We start from the raw sequence: 15,488 nt of genomic DNA, 5'->3' as shown, positions 1-15,488 counted from the left end.
GTCTGCAAAGGTTGCCGAAACCGGACGAATTATTTATCGGATCGGCAACCGAACTGGAGTCATGGACCGGGACAGCGTCGAGCCGCAGGTCGAGAAGCTGCCTGGCGAGCGCGCGCGGAAACAGGTGGCCGACCACCACGAGACGGCCGCGCCGAGTACGTACGTCTACGAGTTCGTCTGGGACCATACGGCACCAGCGGCCGGCCCGTTCTGTACGGACGTGGACGGCAACGTCCTGATGGACTTCACCGCCCACGTCGGGGCGGCACCGCTTGGCTACGACAACCCGACCCTCCGGGAGCGCCTCGACGAGTTCGACCTGACCGATCCCACGAAGATCGCCGGCCAGGACTTCTACGCGGCCAGCGGCCCGCCGGGCGACGCGCCGATCCCCGGCCCGGCGGACCTGATGGACCGGCTCGTCGACGTGTCCGACCACTACGGCATGGACACCGTCTTCCTCTCGAACAGCGGCGCGGAGGCGGTCGAGAACGCCATCAAGATCAGCTACGACCACACCGCCGGGAAGTACGCGATCACGTTCGAGGGGGCCTTCCACGGCCGGACGCTCGGCGCGCTCTCGCTCAACCGGTCGAAAGAGGTCTATCGGCGGCGGTTTCCCGAAATCTCGGCCGTCCACGACGTGCCCTTCTGTACCGACCGGACCTGTGATCCGGGGAGTTGCGGGTGTGGGTTCTTCGTCGAGGACGGATCGCGGCTCCGGCGGATGCTCGGGCCCGGCGGGTACGTGAACCCCGAGGAAGTGGCCTACGTCATCGTCGAACCGGTGCAGGGCGAGGGTGGTTATCGGTTCCCCAGCGACGCGTTCGTCGCGGAGCTGGCGGCGGTCGTCGACGACCACGACCTCCTGCTGGTGGCCGACGAGATCCAGTCGGGGATGGGGCGCACGGGGACGTTCTGGGCGTCGGATCACTACCCGTTCGACCCGGACGTGATCGCGGCGGCCAAGGCTCTCCGCGTGGGCGCGACCATCGCCAGCGAGGACGTGTTCCCCGACGCGGAGAGCCGACTCTCCTCCACTTGGGGCGCGGGCGACCTGCTGGCCTGCGCACAGGGGGCGATCACCATCGACGTGATCCGGGAGCAAGGACTCACGGGCAACGCCCGCGAGCGGGGGCGCCAGTTCCGGGAGACGTTCGACGGCGGGTCCGCGGTGACCGACGTGCGCGGCAAGGGGCTCATGCTGGCCGTCGAATTCGATACGAAAACGCGCCGCGACGACGTGATGGACGCGGCCTTCGCTCGCGGCCTGCTCACGCTGGGCTGTGGCCGAAAGACGCTCAGAGTCCTCCCGCCGCTGGACGTGACCGAACGGGAGATCGACCTCGGTGCGAGCCTGCTGGGAGCGGCCGTGGACGCCGCCAGTTGATCCGGCACCTGTTGCCGGTTCGGTCCCGAAGTCTGACGAACATTTACATAGTGTGGTGTGGTACCATTACCCATGTCTTCGGAACCAGCCGGAACGGACGACGGTGCCGGGCCGCGGGTACAGGAGTTCGCGGTCACGCAGAACAACACGTTCGAGTTCATGTCGGGGCCGCTGACGGGAATCTCCTGTCCCTGCTGTTTCAAGGATATGTTGTTGAAAGACGTGATCCGACTCGGTGAGTGTAACAGCTGTGGCGCGGGCCTGGAGCTGTCGCTGACGGCCGAAACCGACGATTCGGGGTAGGAGTCGTCGCCCCGCGAAGCGAGCGATTAGAACTGGTACCGTCGGTCGTCTTTCTGCTGTTGCTGTGGGAACTGACCGCCGGTCATCTCCTCGAAGGTCATCCCGGAGAGGTACTCGTCGTAGGTCACGTCGTAGGCGTTCCGGAGGTGGAAATCGAGGTTCCCGGTCTCGACGGCGGTCTGGAACTGCATGTGGACGGCCCGCCGGACCAGTTCGCCCACGTCGTCGGGCTCCATTGCGGCGACGAGCATCGCGAGTTCGTTTCGCGTCTCCCGGTCCAGGTCCACGTCGAGGGACTCGCCCAGGTCCGTGTAATTGGCTTCCACGTCGTCTTTGAGATCGTCGAGGCTCATGACGGGAACGTGGCGATGCCCGAGGAAACCCCTTTCGGCTGGTCACGACCGCCCGTCTCCGCCGGAACCGTTTCCCGATTCAAAGTGTCAATATACGCTCACTAACCGTTGTAACTATGACAGATAATCGAACGGAGAAATCTCGACGAGGTGGATCGGTCACGCGGCGACGAGTGCTCGCGACCGCGGGAGTTGCGACGACTGGCGCAATCGCGGGTTGTGCTGGCGACTCCAGCGGGACGTCGACCGATGCCGGAGACGACGGGGGCGACGGTGACGGGGACAGTGGAACGCCGACGGACACGGGCCCACGGACGAGCGGGGGTATCGAGGTTTCCGGGGAGAGTACCGTCGGCCCGCTCGTCGTCGACGGACTGGAGCGTCAGGGTGGGAACGAGGACAAGGTGGTCATCGTGACGACCGTCCGAAACGCGGGCGAGCAGACGACGGACGTCTTCGAGTACAACTACGACCTGGCGCTGTACGACGCCGACGGGGCGGAGATTGGGACGAACACCGGGTTCGGGACGACCAGTGAACCGAGGTCGCGCCCGGCGAGTCGGCGGCGATCAACGTCAGCAAGTCGGTCGAAGGCGACGTGTCGGCGGTCGCCCGCGCCGAGGTCACGGTCGGCTGCGAGGGGATGTTCGCGGCGGGCTCGTGCTGTGAATCTTGATCGGACGGCGGCGGGTCCGGTCCCGAACCGCCACGCGTAAGCGGAGATCGGCCCTACGTCGTGTCGATGAGTGAGGACGCCCCTGCGGCGCTGTCCGGGGTGGACGAGACGGCCGTCAGGACGGCGCTGATCGAGTGGTACGAGGGAGACCATCGGGACTACCCCTGGCGGCGGACCGAGGACCCCTACGAAATTCTTGTTTCGGAGGTGATGAGCCAGCAGACCCAGCTCGACCGCGTGGTCGACGCCTGGGAGGCCTTCATCGACCGCTGGCCGACCGTCGCCGACTTGGCCGCGGCCGACCGCGCGGACGTGGTCGGATTCTGGACCAGTCACAGCCTCGGCTACAACAACCGCGCGAAGTACCTCCACGAGGCCGCCGAGCAGGTCCTGACCGAGTACGACGGCGAGTTCCCACGAGACCCCGACGAACTCTCCGAGTTGATGGGCGTCGGTCCCTACACCGCCAACGCGGTGGCCTCGTTCGCGTTCAACAACGGGGATGCAGTCGTCGACACGAACGTCAAGCGCGTCCTCCACCGCGCCTTCGACGTGGACGACGACGACGACGAGTTCGAACGGGCAGCCCGGGAACTCATGCCCGAGGGGCAGTCCCGGGTCTGGAACAACGCCATTATGGAACTGGGGGGGGTCGCCTGCGAGAAGACGCCCTCGTGTGACGCGGCGCGGTGTCCCTGGCGGGGGGTCTGTCACGCCTACGAGACGGGCGACTTCACCGCGCCGGACGTGCCCACTCAGCCCGAGTTCGAGGGGAGCCGCCGGCAGATGCGCGGCCGTGTCGTGAGCGCGCTCAAGGACGACCGGGAACTCGCGCTCGACGACCTGGGGCCGAAAGTCCGCGTCGACTACGTGCCAGATGGGGAGTACGGTCGCGAGTGGCTTCGCGGCCTCCTCGCGGATCTGGCCGACGACGGGTTGGTGTCGGTCGACGAGCGCGACGGCGATACCGTCGCCCGGCTCCGGAAGTAGCCGGCGGACTCACTCCTCGGTGACGCCGACGACCCACCGCCACCGCTGTTCGAGGGTCCCCTCCAACTCGGCCAGCAGTTCGCTGGCTCGCTCGACCCGGGCCTCGGTCGGGAGCCCGGGGTAGAGCCGTGCCGCCATCGCCGGGATGGCGTGAAACTGTCGCACGTCTTCCGCCGTCGTCGCGAACCGCCAGACACCAGTCTCGACGGCGAACGCGTCTTCGAGCGCCGTCCGAACCGCGCCCGCGTCGGCCGGCGACCGGGACTCCCGGTCGAGGTCGGCGAACACGTCGGTCCCGTCGGCTCGCACCCAGCCCAGCGGGGCGACGGCCCCGACCACACCGCCCGGACGGAGGACACGCGCGGCCTCGTGGGCCGCGGCCGCGGGTTCGGGCGTGAGAAAGAGCGAGGCGGTGAAGGCCACGGCGTCGAACGCCCCGTCGGTGAAGGGGAGGCTGTCGAAGTCGGCCTGAGTACGCTCGCCGACCGCGACCCGCCGAACCATCTCGTGGCTGAGATCGAGCGCGACCGGCCGCGCGGCGCGGTCGGCGAACACGCGGGTGCTGATACCCGTTCCGGCTCCGGCGTCGAGGATCGCGTCGAACGCGTCGGTCCGCCGGCGCATCTCCGCCCGGAGGAGCCGCGCGAGCGCGGTGAACCGGCCGGTTCGGCGCTCGTATGCGTCGTACGCCGAGACACTCTCGTCGAAGTTCGTGCGGACGGCCGTTTTCATACGCCTGTCCAGGGGTAGCGCCGCAATAGTGCTTGTCAATCCTCGACCGCTGGGCCGCCACCGACCTGTGCCTCCCGGCTCTCGCTCCAGCCGCCGCCGATCTCGAGCAAGTACCCCGCTCTCGGTCCCCTGGCTCCGTGAGTGGGCCGACCGGTGTTCGATCCCAACGGACCACCCCGAAGACGGTCCCGGACCCGCCCGACCCGGCCGGTGTTTAACTCCACGCGGTGCAACTGGGCCGGTATGTCACGACCATGCGTCGTCGCGATCTGTGGGAGCCTCCGCGAGGAGAGCCACACTCGCAAAGGCCTCGGACACGCCCTCGATCGGGCCGCCGAGACCGGCGGCGAGACGGAACTGCTCGACCTCCGGGAGTGGGATCTTCCCGTCTACGACGCCGACGCGAGCGACGCCGGTGGCGCGGCGGCGTTCACGGCCCGGGTGCGCGAGGCGGACGCCATCCTGCTCGGGACGCCCGTCTATCACGGGTCCTACGCCACGCCGCTGAAGAACGCCCTCGACTACTGCGGGTTCGACGAGTTCGAGAACAAGACCGTCGGCCTGCTCGCGGTGGCGGGCGGGAGTTTTCCGATTACCGCGCTGGAACACCTGCGCTCGGTCTGTCGCGCGCTGAACGCGTGGGTGCTCCCACACCAGGCCGCGATTCCGAAAGCCAGCGACGCCTTCGAGGGCGACGCTTCGGACTGGCGGTTCGTCGACGAGCAGGTGGCCGACCGGGTGGCGGTGCTGGGCGAACGCGCCGTCGAGTACGCGACCATCGAACCCGACCCGCCGTGTCTCGAGAGCAGGGAAAACGTCGGGGCGGACGACTGAGTGCCGGTCACCGAGCGCAATCGGAACCCGCAACCGTCAAGCCCGGACGCTCCCAACTGCAGGTGTGACCCAGTGGGTCGAGAATCCGACGGGCGGGCGGGACCGCGGCCCGCTCGCGCTCGCGCGAGCGTGGGCCGAGGTACTGGTTCGTCCCCGCCGGTTCTTTCGGGCGGGTGTCGCGCCGGGTGACCAGGCCCCGGGGCTGATCTTCGCTGCCGTCGTCGTCCTGATCGAGGAACTGACGCGGCTGGCACTGATCACGAACGTCTATCCGGTCGTCGCCGGTCAGCCGGTCGCTTCCCGCGCCCTGTTTCTCGCCCTCGCCGTCGTCCTCGTGATGCCCGCGACGTTGCACCTGACGGCGGCGCTCCAGACGCTGATCCTGATGGCGACCGCACCGAACCGTGGCGGCGTCAGCGAGACGGTGCAGGTCCTGGCGTACTCGACCGCCCCCTGCGTGTTCGCCGGCCCGGCGATTCCGGGACTACGGGTAGCCTGCACAGCGGTCGGGGCCGTCTTGCTCGTCGTCGGGACGGCCGAGGTCCACGACCTGCCCTACTGGAAGGCAGTGCCGGCCGTCGCGGTGCCGGCGGCCATCGTCTTCGGCTACGGCTTCCGCGGGTTCGGGGCCGCGAGTACGGTGCTGACCGACGCCGGCGTCTCCATACCGTTTTAATTGTCGGCGGGCGAACGCCCGGTATGCTCAGTCTGGAACTCGACGAGTTCATGGTCGAACTCAAAGAGGGGTCGATCAAGAACGTGGGGCCGGCGAACAAGGACGCGACCGCGAAACTGTACGACGTCGACGGGGTGGACGTGCGGGAGTTCGGTGACAAACGGGTGAAACTGGCCTTCGAAGACGGGGCGGGCAACGAGATCGAGATCGCACTGTTTCCCGAGGAGGCCGAGGAGATCGCTCGCGGCATCGAGATGCTGGAAGACGAGAGCGAGGTTTTCGAGTGAGCGGCCAGGGCCCGTGGGACGGTAGTTCCTGACGGGTGTCGGTGCGCGCTCGGAGGGTGACGAGATTCCCGGCGCGATTCGACAACAGTTTTAGGCCGGGTCTGTTTGCTTCCGGTAATGGGAAGCTGTATCATTTGCGGAACGTCTGTCGAAGGGCACATCTGCGAGACACACCAGCAGGACGTGGTCTTCGAGTTCCGCGGTACGAACGCAGACCAGCTGACGCCGGGGCGATTCTACCGAGGGACGGTCGACGGGTACGCCGAATTCGGCGTGTTCGTCGACATTGCGGACCGGGTGACCGGTCTCCTCCACCGGAGTGAACTCGAACAGCGGCTGGAGAGCCTCGAGTGGGAGCCGGGCGACACCGTCTTCGTCCAGGTCAAGAACGTCCGAGACAACGGGAACATCGACCTCGGGTGGTCGATCCGCCAGTCCGAACGCGAGTTCCGCGGCACGCTGATCGACGACCCCGAGGAGGATTCCGCCCTGTTGAAAGAGAATGTCGAAGACGACGAGGGCGGCGATGACGACGGGCCAGTCCGCCATACGGTGGGACAGGTCCCCGACAAGAGCGAGCGCGACGACACGCGGGAGACGGGCCAGACCGGCGCACCCGCAACCGAGGACTCCGAGTCCGAGGAAACCGAGACCGAGGCAGCGACAGAGACCGCCGACGCCGGCGGTTCGGGTGGCGGGGCCGTCGTCGAGACCGAACCACAGACCGACGGCGAGCAGTCCGCCGTCGAACTGACGCAAGTAGCCGTGGCGACCCTCGAGGACCGCGTCGGGAACGACGTGCGTATCGAGGGCGAGATCGTCGACATCCGCCAGACCAGCGGTCCGACCGTCTTCGAGCTTCGCGACGAGACCGGCGTCGTCGACTGTGCCGCGTTCGAGGAGGCCGGCGTGCGCGCCTATCCCGAAGTCGAGGAAGGCGATCTCGTCAGGCTCGACGGTGAAGTCCGCCGTCGCCGCGGCGAACTCCAGATGGAGACCGAGGCGCTGGTCGTGCTCGAAGACGACGAACACGCCGCCGTCTCCGAGCGGATGGCCGACGCGCTGACCGAGCAGGCGCGCCCCGAGGACGTCGAACCGCTGGCCGAGGATCCCGCGGTCGACGCCGTCATCGACGGCGTCCGCGAGGCCGCGACCGCGATCCGTCGGGCCGTCCTCGAAGATCGGCCGGTCGTCGTCCGGCACAACGCCACCGTCGACGGCTACGTCGGCGGCGTCGCGATCGAGCGCGCGACGCTCCCGCTGGTCCGCGACCAGCACGGTGCGGCCGACGCGGAATACCACTACTTCGACCGCCGACCACTCGAAGACGGCGTCTACGACATGCAGGACGCCACGCAGGACGTGACGGGGATGCTCGACAACCGCGAGCGCCACGACGAGAAACTCCCGCTGTTCGTGTTCGTCGCCGCGGGCGCGACCCGCGAGTCGATGGACGGCTTCGACCTGCTGTCGGTGTACGACGCCGACCGCGTGGTCCTCGATTCCGCCGAGGCCGATCCCGAGGTCGGGGACACCGTCGACACGCTGGTCTCGCCGTCGCTGACCGACGCCGAGGACGCGACGACCGCGACCGCGATTGCCGCGACCGTCGCCGCCCACGTCGACGAGGACGTGCGCGCGGAGATCGGTCACCTGCCCGCCGTGAGCTTCTGGGAGGACGCGCCCGAATCCTACGTCGATCTGGCCGCCGAGACGGGGTACGACGAGGACGACACGCGCGAGATCCGCGAGGCCATCGCACTGGAGGCGTACTACCAATCCTACGAGGACAAGCGCGAACTGATCGCCGACCTCCTCTTCCCCGAGACCGACGACGAGCGCGGACTGGCGGGGCACGTCAGCGAGCAGTTCCGGACGAAGATGGACGCGGAGATCGAGACCGCCGAGGCGAATCTCGAACACCGTGACGTGGGTAAACTCGACGTCGCCGTCCTCGACACGGACGCGTTCGCTCACCGCTACGAGTTCCCGCCGACGAACCTCCTGCTGGACGAACTGTTCCGCCGCCACCGCGACGACGTGGACGTGGTCGTCGGCCTCGCGTCCGACGAACTCTACCTGCGCTCCACCTCGGCACTCGACGTACGCGCGGTCGCCGCGACCGCCGCCGAGGACGCGCCCGACGCCGGACTCCACGCCAAGAGCACCCGCGACGGCTGTCTGGAGTTCCTCTCGGGCGAGCGCGACGCCGTCCTCGACGCCGTCCTCGACGCGGTCGCCGACGTGGCGTAGAGCGTCGGTCTGTCAGCCGTCGAAACGACCTCAGATCGACTTTTTCGAGACGTTCCACTCACCACTGGCAGCGTTGAGTTCGAACCGCCGACTGCCCCGTTCCGAACTGATAGTGACCGCCGGTCGAGAAATCTCGTACCGATTGACCATCGCCAGTTCGATCTCCTCCCGAACGGTGTCGAACCGCAGCGTCTGCCGCCCGTTCGCGAAGTAGACGCCGACGCGCATCGCCGACCGCTGTGACGTCGGTTCGAACGCACAGAAGATCGTCGACTCACCGTCGAGTTCGACTTCACCGTTCGTTCGGTTCGCCAGGGCGTGGAAATCACGTCTGAACGGCTCTCGTATCTCTCCGTCGGCCCAGATATCGTCCATGTGCAACGCCTTCCGCACCCCTTCGTGGCCTACCCAAATCAAGATATGGCCGAAATCGAAGCCGACAACCGACACCCGGTGGCTCTTCGTACCGGTAGCCCGAGCCGACACCCTTATTCTCGCGACGCGTCCACTACTGACCACGCGGCAATGAGCACGGAGACGACCGACCCGACCGAGACGGAGGCGTTCGAGCAGGTCTGTGAGGAACTCGTGAACCGGATCCTCGCGGGCGAGTTGGAACGCGACGAGGTCGAGCAAGCCAAACTGGAAGTCTGTTCGGAGTTCTCCTCGCCGAAGGTCCCCAAGAACTCCGAGTTGCTCGACTACGTGCCCTTCGAGCGCCGGGAAGAACTGGAAGAAGTCCTCCAGCGCAAGCCCGTCCGCACGGCGTCGGGCGTCTCTCCCGTGGCCATCATGACTTCGCCCAAGCGGTGTCCCCACGGGAAGTGTCTCTACTGTCCCGGCGGGCCGGACTCGGAGTTCTCCAGCGCCCAGAGCTACACGGGCCACGAACCCGCGGCGGCCCGGGGCAAGCAGAACGACTACGATCCCTACGGGCAGGTCACGCTCCGGCTCGAACAGCTTCGAGAGATCGGACACCCCGTCGACAAGGTCGAACTCATCCTGATGGGCGGGACGATGACCGCCCGCTCCCACGACTACCAGGAGTGGTTCGTCAAGCGGGCCATCGAGGCGATGAACGACTACGACGCCGACACCCAGCCGGAACCCGCCGAGGGCGAGAGCTTCGCCGAGGACCCCGAGAACGTGGAGTTCAGCTACCTCGAAGACGTGATCGCCGAGAACGAGGTCGGCGACGTGCGCAACGTCGCGACTACGTTCGAGACCAAGCCCGACTGGTGTGACCCCGAGCAGATCGACCGGATGCTCGATCTGGGCGGCACGAAGGTCGAGGTGGGCGTCCAGACCACGTTCGAGCGGATCAACCGCGAGATGCATCGCGGGCACGGCGTCCAGGCCTCCATCGACGCCAACCGCCGCCTGCGGGACTCGGGGTTCAAGGTCGGCTTCCACATGATGCCCGGCCAGCCCGGGATGAGCAAGGAGATGTGTCTGGAGGACTTCCGCCGGATCTTCGAGGAGCAGGAGTGGCGGCCCGACTACCTGAAGATCTACCCCACGCTGATCGTCGAGGGAACGGCGACCTACGACATGTACCATCGCGGGGACTTCGAGCCGCTGGGCAACGAGGCGGCCGCCGAACTGGTCGCGGAGATCAAGTCGATGATTCCGGAGTACACGCGCCTCCAGCGCGTCCAGCGGGACATCCCAGCGGACTTCATCGAGGGCGGCGTCTGGAAGTCCAACCTCCGGCAACTGGCCCGCCAGCGGATGGACGAACACGGCTGGACCTGCGACTGCATCCGCTGTCGCGAGGTCGGGATGAACGACGAGGAGCCCGAACAGGTGGAACTGCAGGAACTGACCTACGAGGCCGGCGGCGGCACGGAACACTTCCTCTCATTCGAGGACCCCGAGAAGGACCTCTTGATCGGCTTCTGTCGGGTGCGGTTCCCGAACGACCCCGTCAGGAAAGAGCTCGAAAACGCCGCGCTGGTGCGGGAACTCCACGTCTACGGGAGTCAGGTCGGAGTGGGTCAACAGAGCGGGGCCGACCAGCACCAGCACCGGGGCTACGGCCGGCGACTGCTGGCGCGGGCCGAACAGCTCGCGGTCGAGAACGGCTTCGAGAAGCTGTCGGTGCTGTCGGGGATCGGCGTGCGGCAGTACTACCGGGAGAAACTGGACTACTACCAGGATGGGCCGTACGTGTCCAAGCGGCTCTGAGGCGTTCTGACGCGCGCTACAGCGCGGATTCGCCCTCGCTGCCGAGCGAGACGTAGTGGCTTCCGCGCAGTACGTCGACGCCGATGAACACGAGGACGAGGCCCCCGACGATGCCGGCGATCAAAAAGGTGTACTCCATCGACGTGGCCGTGCCTTCGATCACCGGGTTCAACAGCGTCAGCGGGAACCCGACGCCGAGGAACACGTCCGCGCCGCCGACGAACTGGTGCCAGGAGATGATCCAGTCGCCGACCTCGAGTTCGTCACGTTTGGCCGCGACGACGAACAGCAGGCCGCCGAGCCCGAGCAGCAGGGTGCCGATGGCGTTGTAGGGGTCCTCGACGATGCCCAACAGGAGTGTCGGGAACGAGGTTACCGCCAGGACGACGCCGGCGAACAGGTAGATTCTCCGTCGCATGGCCCTACCTCCCCGCCCCAGGGCAAAGAAGCTCCCGACAGCGGCCGGGAGGACGGTCGTACGGAAACCGAAGGCAGGGGGTACTTTGACCCTCGCACCCGAATCACCGGTATGGCTGACGATATCGCAATCGTCGGGGCCGGCGCAGCGGGCGCGGGTGCCGCCTACGCGCTGGCCGACGCTGACGCGACGATCACCGTCTTCGAGAAGAGCCGGGGGGTCTGTGGCCGCGCGGCGACGCGCCGCCGCGACGACTGCCGGTACGACCACGGCGCGAACTACCTGAAGTCCGACGACGACCGTGTCTCAGGACTGGTAACCGAGGAACTCGACACGGAGGGGCTGGTCGACATCGCGGAACCGGTCTGGGTGTTCGACGCCGACGGCGAGATCTCGGAGGGGCGGGACGCCGACGACCACAAGTGGACCTACGAGTCGGGGATTACTCAGCTGGCAAAGCGGCTCTTCGACCGGACCGACGCGACGGTCGAAAACGGCGTCCGCGTGTCCGAACCCGTCCGCGAGAACGAGGGCTGGCGGCTCTACGACACCGACCACGAGGATCTGGGCCACTTCGATGCCGTCCTGCTCACGCCACCGGCCCCCCAGACCGCGGATCTGCTGGGCTGTGCGAACTGGGAACACAAACTCTGCCGGGAGTTACGCGAAGCGGTCGCCGTGGTGCCATATCGGACCATCGTCACGGCCGTCCTGCACTACCCCTTCGAGATGGACCGACCATACTACGCGCTGGTCAACACCGACGACGAACACGACGTAGGCTGGCTCTCCCGCGAGGAGTGCAAGGACGGGCACGTCCCGGACGGCGAGAGCCTGCTGATCGTCCAGATGAGCCCCGACTGGTCGGTCGACCACTACGACGACGCCGACGAAACGATCACCACCGACGCTGCCGAGCAGGCGGCCGACCTGCTGGACGACCAGCGACTGACCGATCCGGACTGGACGGACACCCAGAACTGGCGCTACGCGCTGGCCGACGACGGTGTCGCCGACGAGGTAGTCGACCGGGCGGCCGACCACGGCCTCTACCTCGCGGGCGACTGGGTGGCCGGCGAAGCCCGCGTCCACGCCGCCCTCCGGAACGGCCTGGAGACCGGCGCGCGGATTGCCGACCGCTGACCCCCATTCCCGAACATCTGCGAAAACGTACCAGATTTCTGGTTTTTGTGATGGGTATTTAAGTCGGAGCCAAAAAACCGTGTACGTCAATGCTACGCGGGAGACGGGACGACGTACCACGGAACGCGCATCGAGACGCAGTGATCGCTTCGACTGATGCCGTCGGTTCGACGACGCGGCGGGGGCGTTCGCCGTGATCGTCGGGGTTCCGACCGAGACGGCCGACGGCGAGAAACGGGTCGCGCTGACGCCGCCTGTCGCCGAAGACCTCGTGGAGGACGGGCACGAGGTCTGTGTCGCCAGCGGTGCGGGCGAGGGGGCGACGTACGCGGACGCCGACTACGAGGCGGTCGGCTGTGAGGTCCTCGACGACCGGGAGGCGGTGTTCGAGCGAGCCGAGGTCCTCTTTCAGGTTCGCGGCCTCGGCGCGACCGATACCGGGACCGACCCCTACCGCGAGGGGCAGGCCGTCGTCGGCCTGCTCGGCCCGTACGAAGTTGCCGAGGACACGCTGGATGACCTGGCCGACCGGGGCGTCAGCGCGTTCTCGCTGGAGTTGATGCCCCGGATCAGTCGCGCCCAGAGTATGGACGCGCTGTCCTCGCAGGCGAGTCTCGGCGGCTACCAGGCCACACTCATGGCCGCCGAGGAACTCCCCAAGATGTTCCCGATGGAGATGACCGCCGCGGGGACGATCCAGCCGGCCGAAGTGTTCGTCATCGGCGCAGGGGTGGCCGGGCTGAAGGCCATCGCGACCGCCGAGCGACTCGGGGCCAGCACGAAGGGCCACGACGTGCGCCTCGAGGTCAAACGCGAGGTCGAGAGTCTCGGCGCGGACTTCGTGGAACTCGAACTCCCGACCGAGGAGTCGGGCGACGAGGAGGGCTATGCCGTCGAGATGGGCGAGGAGTTCTACGCCGAACAGCGCAGACAGATGGAGCGGGTCGTGCCCGAATCCGACGTACTGATTACGACCGCCGCGATTCCCGGCCGACCAGCACCCGAGATCGTCACGACCGAGATGATCGAAGACATGGACCCCGGATCGGTCGTCGTCGACCTCGCGGCGGAGACGGGCGGCAACTGCGAACCGACCGAGGCCGGCGAGACCGTCGAGGTCGACGGCGTCCGGGTCCACGGGCCGACCGATCTGCCCTCGCGGGTCAGCCACACCGCGAGCCAGCAGTACGCGAACAACTGCAAGCACTTCCTCGACAACCTGCTCGACGAGGAGGGCGACCTGGACTTCGACTTCGAGGACGAGATAATCGACTCGACGCTGCTGGTCCACGACGGAACGGTGCGGAACCCACATCTGGACGACGGCGGTGAGGACGAGGGGGAGGAAAGCGAAGACGGTGCGGAGGAGGCAGCGGCGGACGAATCCGACGCGGACGACGCCGCGGCCGACGGTGGCGGTGATTCCGCCGACGGTGACGGAGGTGACGGCGATGGCGACTGAGCTGTCGGCGTTCGTCACTAACCTGACGCTGTTCGTGCTGGCGGCCTTCGTCGGCTACGAGATCATCACGAAGATTCCGACGAATCTGCACACGCCGCTGATGTCCGGGGCGAACGCGATCTCCGGCATCACGCTCCTGGGATCGGTCGTCGTCGCCGGGGCCGGGGAGAACACGCTCGCGACCGCGCTGGGCTTCCTCGCGGTCGTCATGGCCACGATCAACGTGGTCGGTGGGTACCTCGTGAGTCACTTCATGCTCGACCAGTTCCGGGGAGGTGGTAACTGATGGCGGGAGTTCTCGCTCAGTACCTGCCCCCGGCGGCCCTGCAACTGGCCTACCTGATCGCGGGCATCCTGTTCATCCAGGGGCTCCGGGACATGACCCATCCCCGAACTGCGACCCGCGGGAACCAGATCTCCGCGGCGGGGATGTTCCTCGCCGTCGTCGTGACGGCGCTGTGGTTCGACATCCTCTCCCCGCTGATCCTCGGGGCTGGCCTGCTGGTCGGCGGCGGGATCGGCGTCTGGCTGGCCGTCACCGTCGAGACGACGGAGATGCCCCAGCTCGTCGGGCTGTTCAACGGGTTCGGCGGCGGCGCGTCCGCGCTGGTCGCCGGCGCGGAACTGATCGACGTACTCGCCGTCGGCGACTCCCTCACGATCGGCCTGACGGCCACCGCGGCCATCGCCGGCATCATCGGCTCGGTCACCTTCTGGGGCAGTCTCGTCGCGGCGGGCAAGCTCCACGGGCTCGTCGGTGACTCGCCCGTGAGCACGAACGTCGGCCACGCGATCAAGGTCCTCTTTCTCGGGGCCGCGGTCGTGGCCGGTCTCGTCCTCGTGATCCAGCCGGATGCACTGGGCAACGCGCCCATGGCGTCGTGGGTCCCGTCCTACTGGGTGCTGGTCGCCGCCGCGTCGATCCTCGGGATCTTCCTCGTGGTGCCCATCGGCGGTGCTGACATGCCCGTCGTCATCGCCCTGCTGAACTCCTACTCCGGCCTCGCGGCCGCGACGACGGGGTTCGTGCTGGGCAACACCGCGCTGATCATCGCTGGGACGCTCGTCGGCGCGTCGGGGCTGATCCTGACGGTCATCATGTGCGAGTCGATGAACCGTTCGCTCACCAACGTCCTCTTCGGCGGTCTCGGCGGCGACGACGGCGACAGCGAGGAGATGGAGGACATCTACGAGGGCAACATCCAGGAGACTTCGCCCGAGGAGGTCGTCATGCTCCTGGAGACTGCGGATCGGGTCGTCGTCGTTCCCGGCTACGGGATGGCGGTCGCACAGGCCCAGCACGCCGTCGCGGAACTCGTCGAGTTACTTGACGAACACGGCGTGGACGTGGAGTTCGGCATCCATCCCGTCGCCGGACGGATGCCCGGCCACATGAACGCCCTCCTCGCGGAGGCCGACGTGCCCTACGACAAGATGCGCGAACTGGAGGAAGTCAATCCGACCTTCTCCCAGACCGACGTGGCCATCGTCTGCGGGGCCAACGACGTGGTGAACCCCCGGGCCAACGAGGACGACGGCAGCCCCATCTCGGGGATGCCCGTCCTCAACGTCGCGGAGGCAAACACCGTCATCGTCAACAAGCGGAGCCTGAGCCCCGGCTTCTCGGGCATCCCGAACCCGCTCTTTGCCCGGGACAACACGAGCATGCTCTTTGGCGACGCCAAGGAGTCGATGCAGGACCTGGTCAACGACTACAAGGAGGCCACGGACTGACCGCGTCGGACGGCCGACCCACGGACCCCGTGTCAGTCGTTCCCAGAATC

The 15,488-nt window shown here is 67.3% G+C and carries 17 protein-coding genes; 13 read left to right on the top strand and 4 right to left on the bottom strand.

Features of this window, described 5'->3' with window-relative positions; translation table 11 throughout:
- Nucleotides 1–61 precede the first annotated feature (61 nt).
- Nucleotides 62–1,390 carry an aminotransferase class III-fold pyridoxal phosphate-dependent enzyme gene (locus MU521_RS12170; RefSeq protein WP_092692853.1) on the top strand — a complete coding sequence of 443 codons (1,329 nt, stop codon included), beginning with the start codon at nucleotides 62–64 and terminating at the stop codon, nucleotides 1,388–1,390.
- 72 nt (nucleotides 1,391–1,462) lie between these two features.
- Nucleotides 1,463–1,693 (top strand): hypothetical protein, encoded by a 231-nt coding sequence (locus MU521_RS12165; protein ID WP_092692856.1) that lies wholly within the window; start codon nucleotides 1,463–1,465, stop codon nucleotides 1,691–1,693.
- A gap of 26 nt (nucleotides 1,694–1,719) precedes the next feature.
- Here the strand turns inward: MU521_RS12165 and MU521_RS12160 are convergent, their stop codons facing one another.
- The gene (locus tag MU521_RS12160) at nucleotides 1,720–2,046 is read right to left on the bottom strand and encodes a ribbon-helix-helix protein (protein WP_092692858.1); all 327 of its coding nucleotides are present in this window, start codon (nucleotides 2,044–2,046) and stop codon (nucleotides 1,720–1,722) included.
- Nucleotides 2,047–2,162: 116 nt separating this feature from the next.
- Between MU521_RS12160 and MU521_RS12155 the strand changes: the two genes are divergently transcribed.
- Both MU521_RS12155 and MU521_RS12150 read left to right on the top strand, forming a co-directional pair.
- Nucleotides 2,163–2,762: a hypothetical protein gene (locus MU521_RS12155; RefSeq protein WP_139171123.1), complete on the top strand. Its 600-nt coding sequence runs from the start codon at nucleotides 2,163–2,165 to the stop codon at nucleotides 2,760–2,762.
- Nucleotides 2,763–2,788: 26 nt separating this feature from the next.
- Nucleotides 2,789–3,712: an HhH-GPD family protein gene (locus tag MU521_RS12150; RefSeq protein WP_092692864.1), complete on the top strand. Its 924-nt coding sequence runs from the start codon at nucleotides 2,789–2,791 to the stop codon at nucleotides 3,710–3,712.
- Between the two features lie 9 nt (nucleotides 3,713–3,721).
- Here the strand turns inward: MU521_RS12150 and MU521_RS12145 are convergent, their stop codons facing one another.
- Entirely contained in the window at nucleotides 3,722–4,444 is a 723-nt protein-coding gene (locus tag MU521_RS12145) for a class I SAM-dependent methyltransferase (RefSeq protein WP_092692869.1), read from the bottom strand.
- Between the two features lie 243 nt (nucleotides 4,445–4,687).
- On the opposite strand from MU521_RS12145, the gene MU521_RS12140 reads away from it, so the two are divergent.
- The 4 genes from MU521_RS12140 to MU521_RS12125 all read left to right on the top strand — a co-directional run bounded on the left by MU521_RS12140 (nucleotide 4,688) and on the right by MU521_RS12125 (nucleotide 8,494).
- Complete coding sequence (locus tag MU521_RS12140) at nucleotides 4,688–5,278, top strand: NADPH-dependent FMN reductase (protein ID WP_092692871.1); 591 nt, start codon at nucleotides 4,688–4,690, stop codon at nucleotides 5,276–5,278.
- A gap of 64 nt (nucleotides 5,279–5,342) precedes the next feature.
- Nucleotides 5,343–5,954: a YIP1 family protein gene (locus tag MU521_RS12135; RefSeq protein WP_092692874.1), complete on the top strand. Its 612-nt coding sequence runs from the start codon at nucleotides 5,343–5,345 to the stop codon at nucleotides 5,952–5,954.
- A 23-nt stretch (nucleotides 5,955–5,977) separates the two neighbouring features.
- The gene (locus tag MU521_RS12130) at nucleotides 5,978–6,241 is read left to right on the top strand and encodes a hypothetical protein (protein WP_092692876.1); all 264 of its coding nucleotides are present in this window, start codon (nucleotides 5,978–5,980) and stop codon (nucleotides 6,239–6,241) included.
- A 117-nt stretch (nucleotides 6,242–6,358) separates the two neighbouring features.
- Complete coding sequence (locus MU521_RS12125) at nucleotides 6,359–8,494, top strand: DHH family phosphoesterase (protein ID WP_092692879.1); 2,136 nt, start codon at nucleotides 6,359–6,361, stop codon at nucleotides 8,492–8,494.
- A gap of 30 nt (nucleotides 8,495–8,524) precedes the next feature.
- On the opposite strand, the gene MU521_RS12120 is transcribed toward MU521_RS12125, so the two are convergent.
- On the bottom strand, nucleotides 8,525–8,869 hold the full coding sequence (locus tag MU521_RS12120) for a hypothetical protein (protein ID WP_092692882.1): 345 nt from the start codon (nucleotides 8,867–8,869) through the stop codon (nucleotides 8,525–8,527).
- 150 nt (nucleotides 8,870–9,019) lie between these two features.
- Between MU521_RS12120 and MU521_RS12115 the strand changes: the two genes are divergently transcribed.
- Nucleotides 9,020–10,681 (top strand): tRNA uridine(34) 5-carboxymethylaminomethyl modification radical SAM/GNAT enzyme Elp3, encoded by a 1,662-nt coding sequence (locus MU521_RS12115; RefSeq protein ID WP_092692885.1) that lies wholly within the window; start codon nucleotides 9,020–9,022, stop codon nucleotides 10,679–10,681.
- Nucleotides 10,682–10,697: 16 nt separating this feature from the next.
- Here MU521_RS12115 and MU521_RS12110 read toward each other — a convergent pair whose 3' ends face one another.
- The gene (locus tag MU521_RS12110) at nucleotides 10,698–11,099 is read right to left on the bottom strand and encodes a DUF7994 family protein (protein WP_092692888.1); all 402 of its coding nucleotides are present in this window, start codon (nucleotides 11,097–11,099) and stop codon (nucleotides 10,698–10,700) included.
- Nucleotides 11,100–11,210: 111 nt separating this feature from the next.
- Here MU521_RS12110 and MU521_RS12105 point away from each other — a divergent pair, with 111 nt between their 5' ends.
- From MU521_RS12105 to MU521_RS12090, 4 genes are all read left to right on the top strand, one after another.
- A complete protein-coding gene (locus tag MU521_RS12105; protein WP_092692890.1) occupies nucleotides 11,211–12,242 on the top strand; it encodes an NAD(P)/FAD-dependent oxidoreductase in 1,032 nt (343 codons plus the stop codon).
- A gap of 193 nt (nucleotides 12,243–12,435) precedes the next feature.
- Complete coding sequence (locus tag MU521_RS12100; RefSeq protein WP_092692893.1) at nucleotides 12,436–13,704, top strand: NAD(P) transhydrogenase subunit alpha; 1,269 nt, start codon at nucleotides 12,436–12,438, stop codon at nucleotides 13,702–13,704.
- On the top strand, nucleotides 13,694–13,990 hold the full coding sequence (locus tag MU521_RS12095) for an NAD(P) transhydrogenase subunit alpha part 2 (protein WP_092692896.1): 297 nt from the start codon (nucleotides 13,694–13,696) through the stop codon (nucleotides 13,988–13,990). The genes MU521_RS12100 and MU521_RS12095 overlap by 11 nt, the downstream gene beginning before the upstream one ends.
- A complete protein-coding gene (locus tag MU521_RS12090) occupies nucleotides 13,990–15,438 on the top strand; it encodes an NAD(P)(+) transhydrogenase (Re/Si-specific) subunit beta (protein WP_092692899.1) in 1,449 nt (482 codons plus the stop codon). Before MU521_RS12095 ends, MU521_RS12090 begins: the two co-directional genes overlap by 1 nt.
- Nucleotides 15,439–15,488 lie beyond the last annotated feature (50 nt).

This window comes from Halorientalis regularis (genome assembly GCF_023698535.1).
Classification (GTDB): domain Archaea; phylum Halobacteriota; class Halobacteria; order Halobacteriales; family Haloarculaceae; genus Halorientalis; species Halorientalis regularis.
Note: the sequence above shows the minus strand (reverse complement) of the source record. Positions and strands in the feature narration are given on the sequence as shown.

Coding starts and splice junctions, on each gene's coding strand:
- MU521_RS12165 (WP_092692856.1), top strand. CDS start 1,463: ATGTCTTCGGAACCAGCCGGAACGGACGACGGTGCCGGGCCGCGGGTA.
- MU521_RS12090 (WP_092692899.1), top strand. CDS start 13,990: ATGGCGGGAGTTCTCGCTCAGTACCTGCCCCCGGCGGCCCTGCAACTG.
- MU521_RS12125 (WP_092692879.1), top strand. CDS start 6,359: ATGGGAAGCTGTATCATTTGCGGAACGTCTGTCGAAGGGCACATCTGC.
- MU521_RS12110 (WP_092692888.1), bottom strand. CDS start 11,099: ATGCGACGGAGAATCTACCTGTTCGCCGGCGTCGTCCTGGCGGTAACC.
- MU521_RS12140 (WP_092692871.1), top strand. CDS start 4,688: ATGTCACGACCATGCGTCGTCGCGATCTGTGGGAGCCTCCGCGAGGAG.
- MU521_RS12120 (WP_092692882.1), bottom strand. CDS start 8,869: ATGGACGATATCTGGGCCGACGGAGAGATACGAGAGCCGTTCAGACGT.
- MU521_RS12105 (WP_092692890.1), top strand. CDS start 11,211: ATGGCTGACGATATCGCAATCGTCGGGGCCGGCGCAGCGGGCGCGGGT.
- MU521_RS12145 (WP_092692869.1), bottom strand. CDS start 4,444: ATGAAAACGGCCGTCCGCACGAACTTCGACGAGAGTGTCTCGGCGTAC.
- MU521_RS12130 (WP_092692876.1), top strand. CDS start 5,978: ATGCTCAGTCTGGAACTCGACGAGTTCATGGTCGAACTCAAAGAGGGG.
- MU521_RS12150 (WP_092692864.1), top strand. CDS start 2,789: ATGAGTGAGGACGCCCCTGCGGCGCTGTCCGGGGTGGACGAGACGGCC.
- MU521_RS12095 (WP_092692896.1), top strand. CDS start 13,694: ATGGCGACTGAGCTGTCGGCGTTCGTCACTAACCTGACGCTGTTCGTG.
- MU521_RS12155 (WP_139171123.1), top strand. CDS start 2,163: ATGACAGATAATCGAACGGAGAAATCTCGACGAGGTGGATCGGTCACG.
- MU521_RS12115 (WP_092692885.1), top strand. CDS start 9,020: ATGAGCACGGAGACGACCGACCCGACCGAGACGGAGGCGTTCGAGCAG.
- MU521_RS12170 (WP_092692853.1), top strand. CDS start 62: ATGGACCGGGACAGCGTCGAGCCGCAGGTCGAGAAGCTGCCTGGCGAG.
- MU521_RS12160 (WP_092692858.1), bottom strand. CDS start 2,046: ATGAGCCTCGACGATCTCAAAGACGACGTGGAAGCCAATTACACGGAC.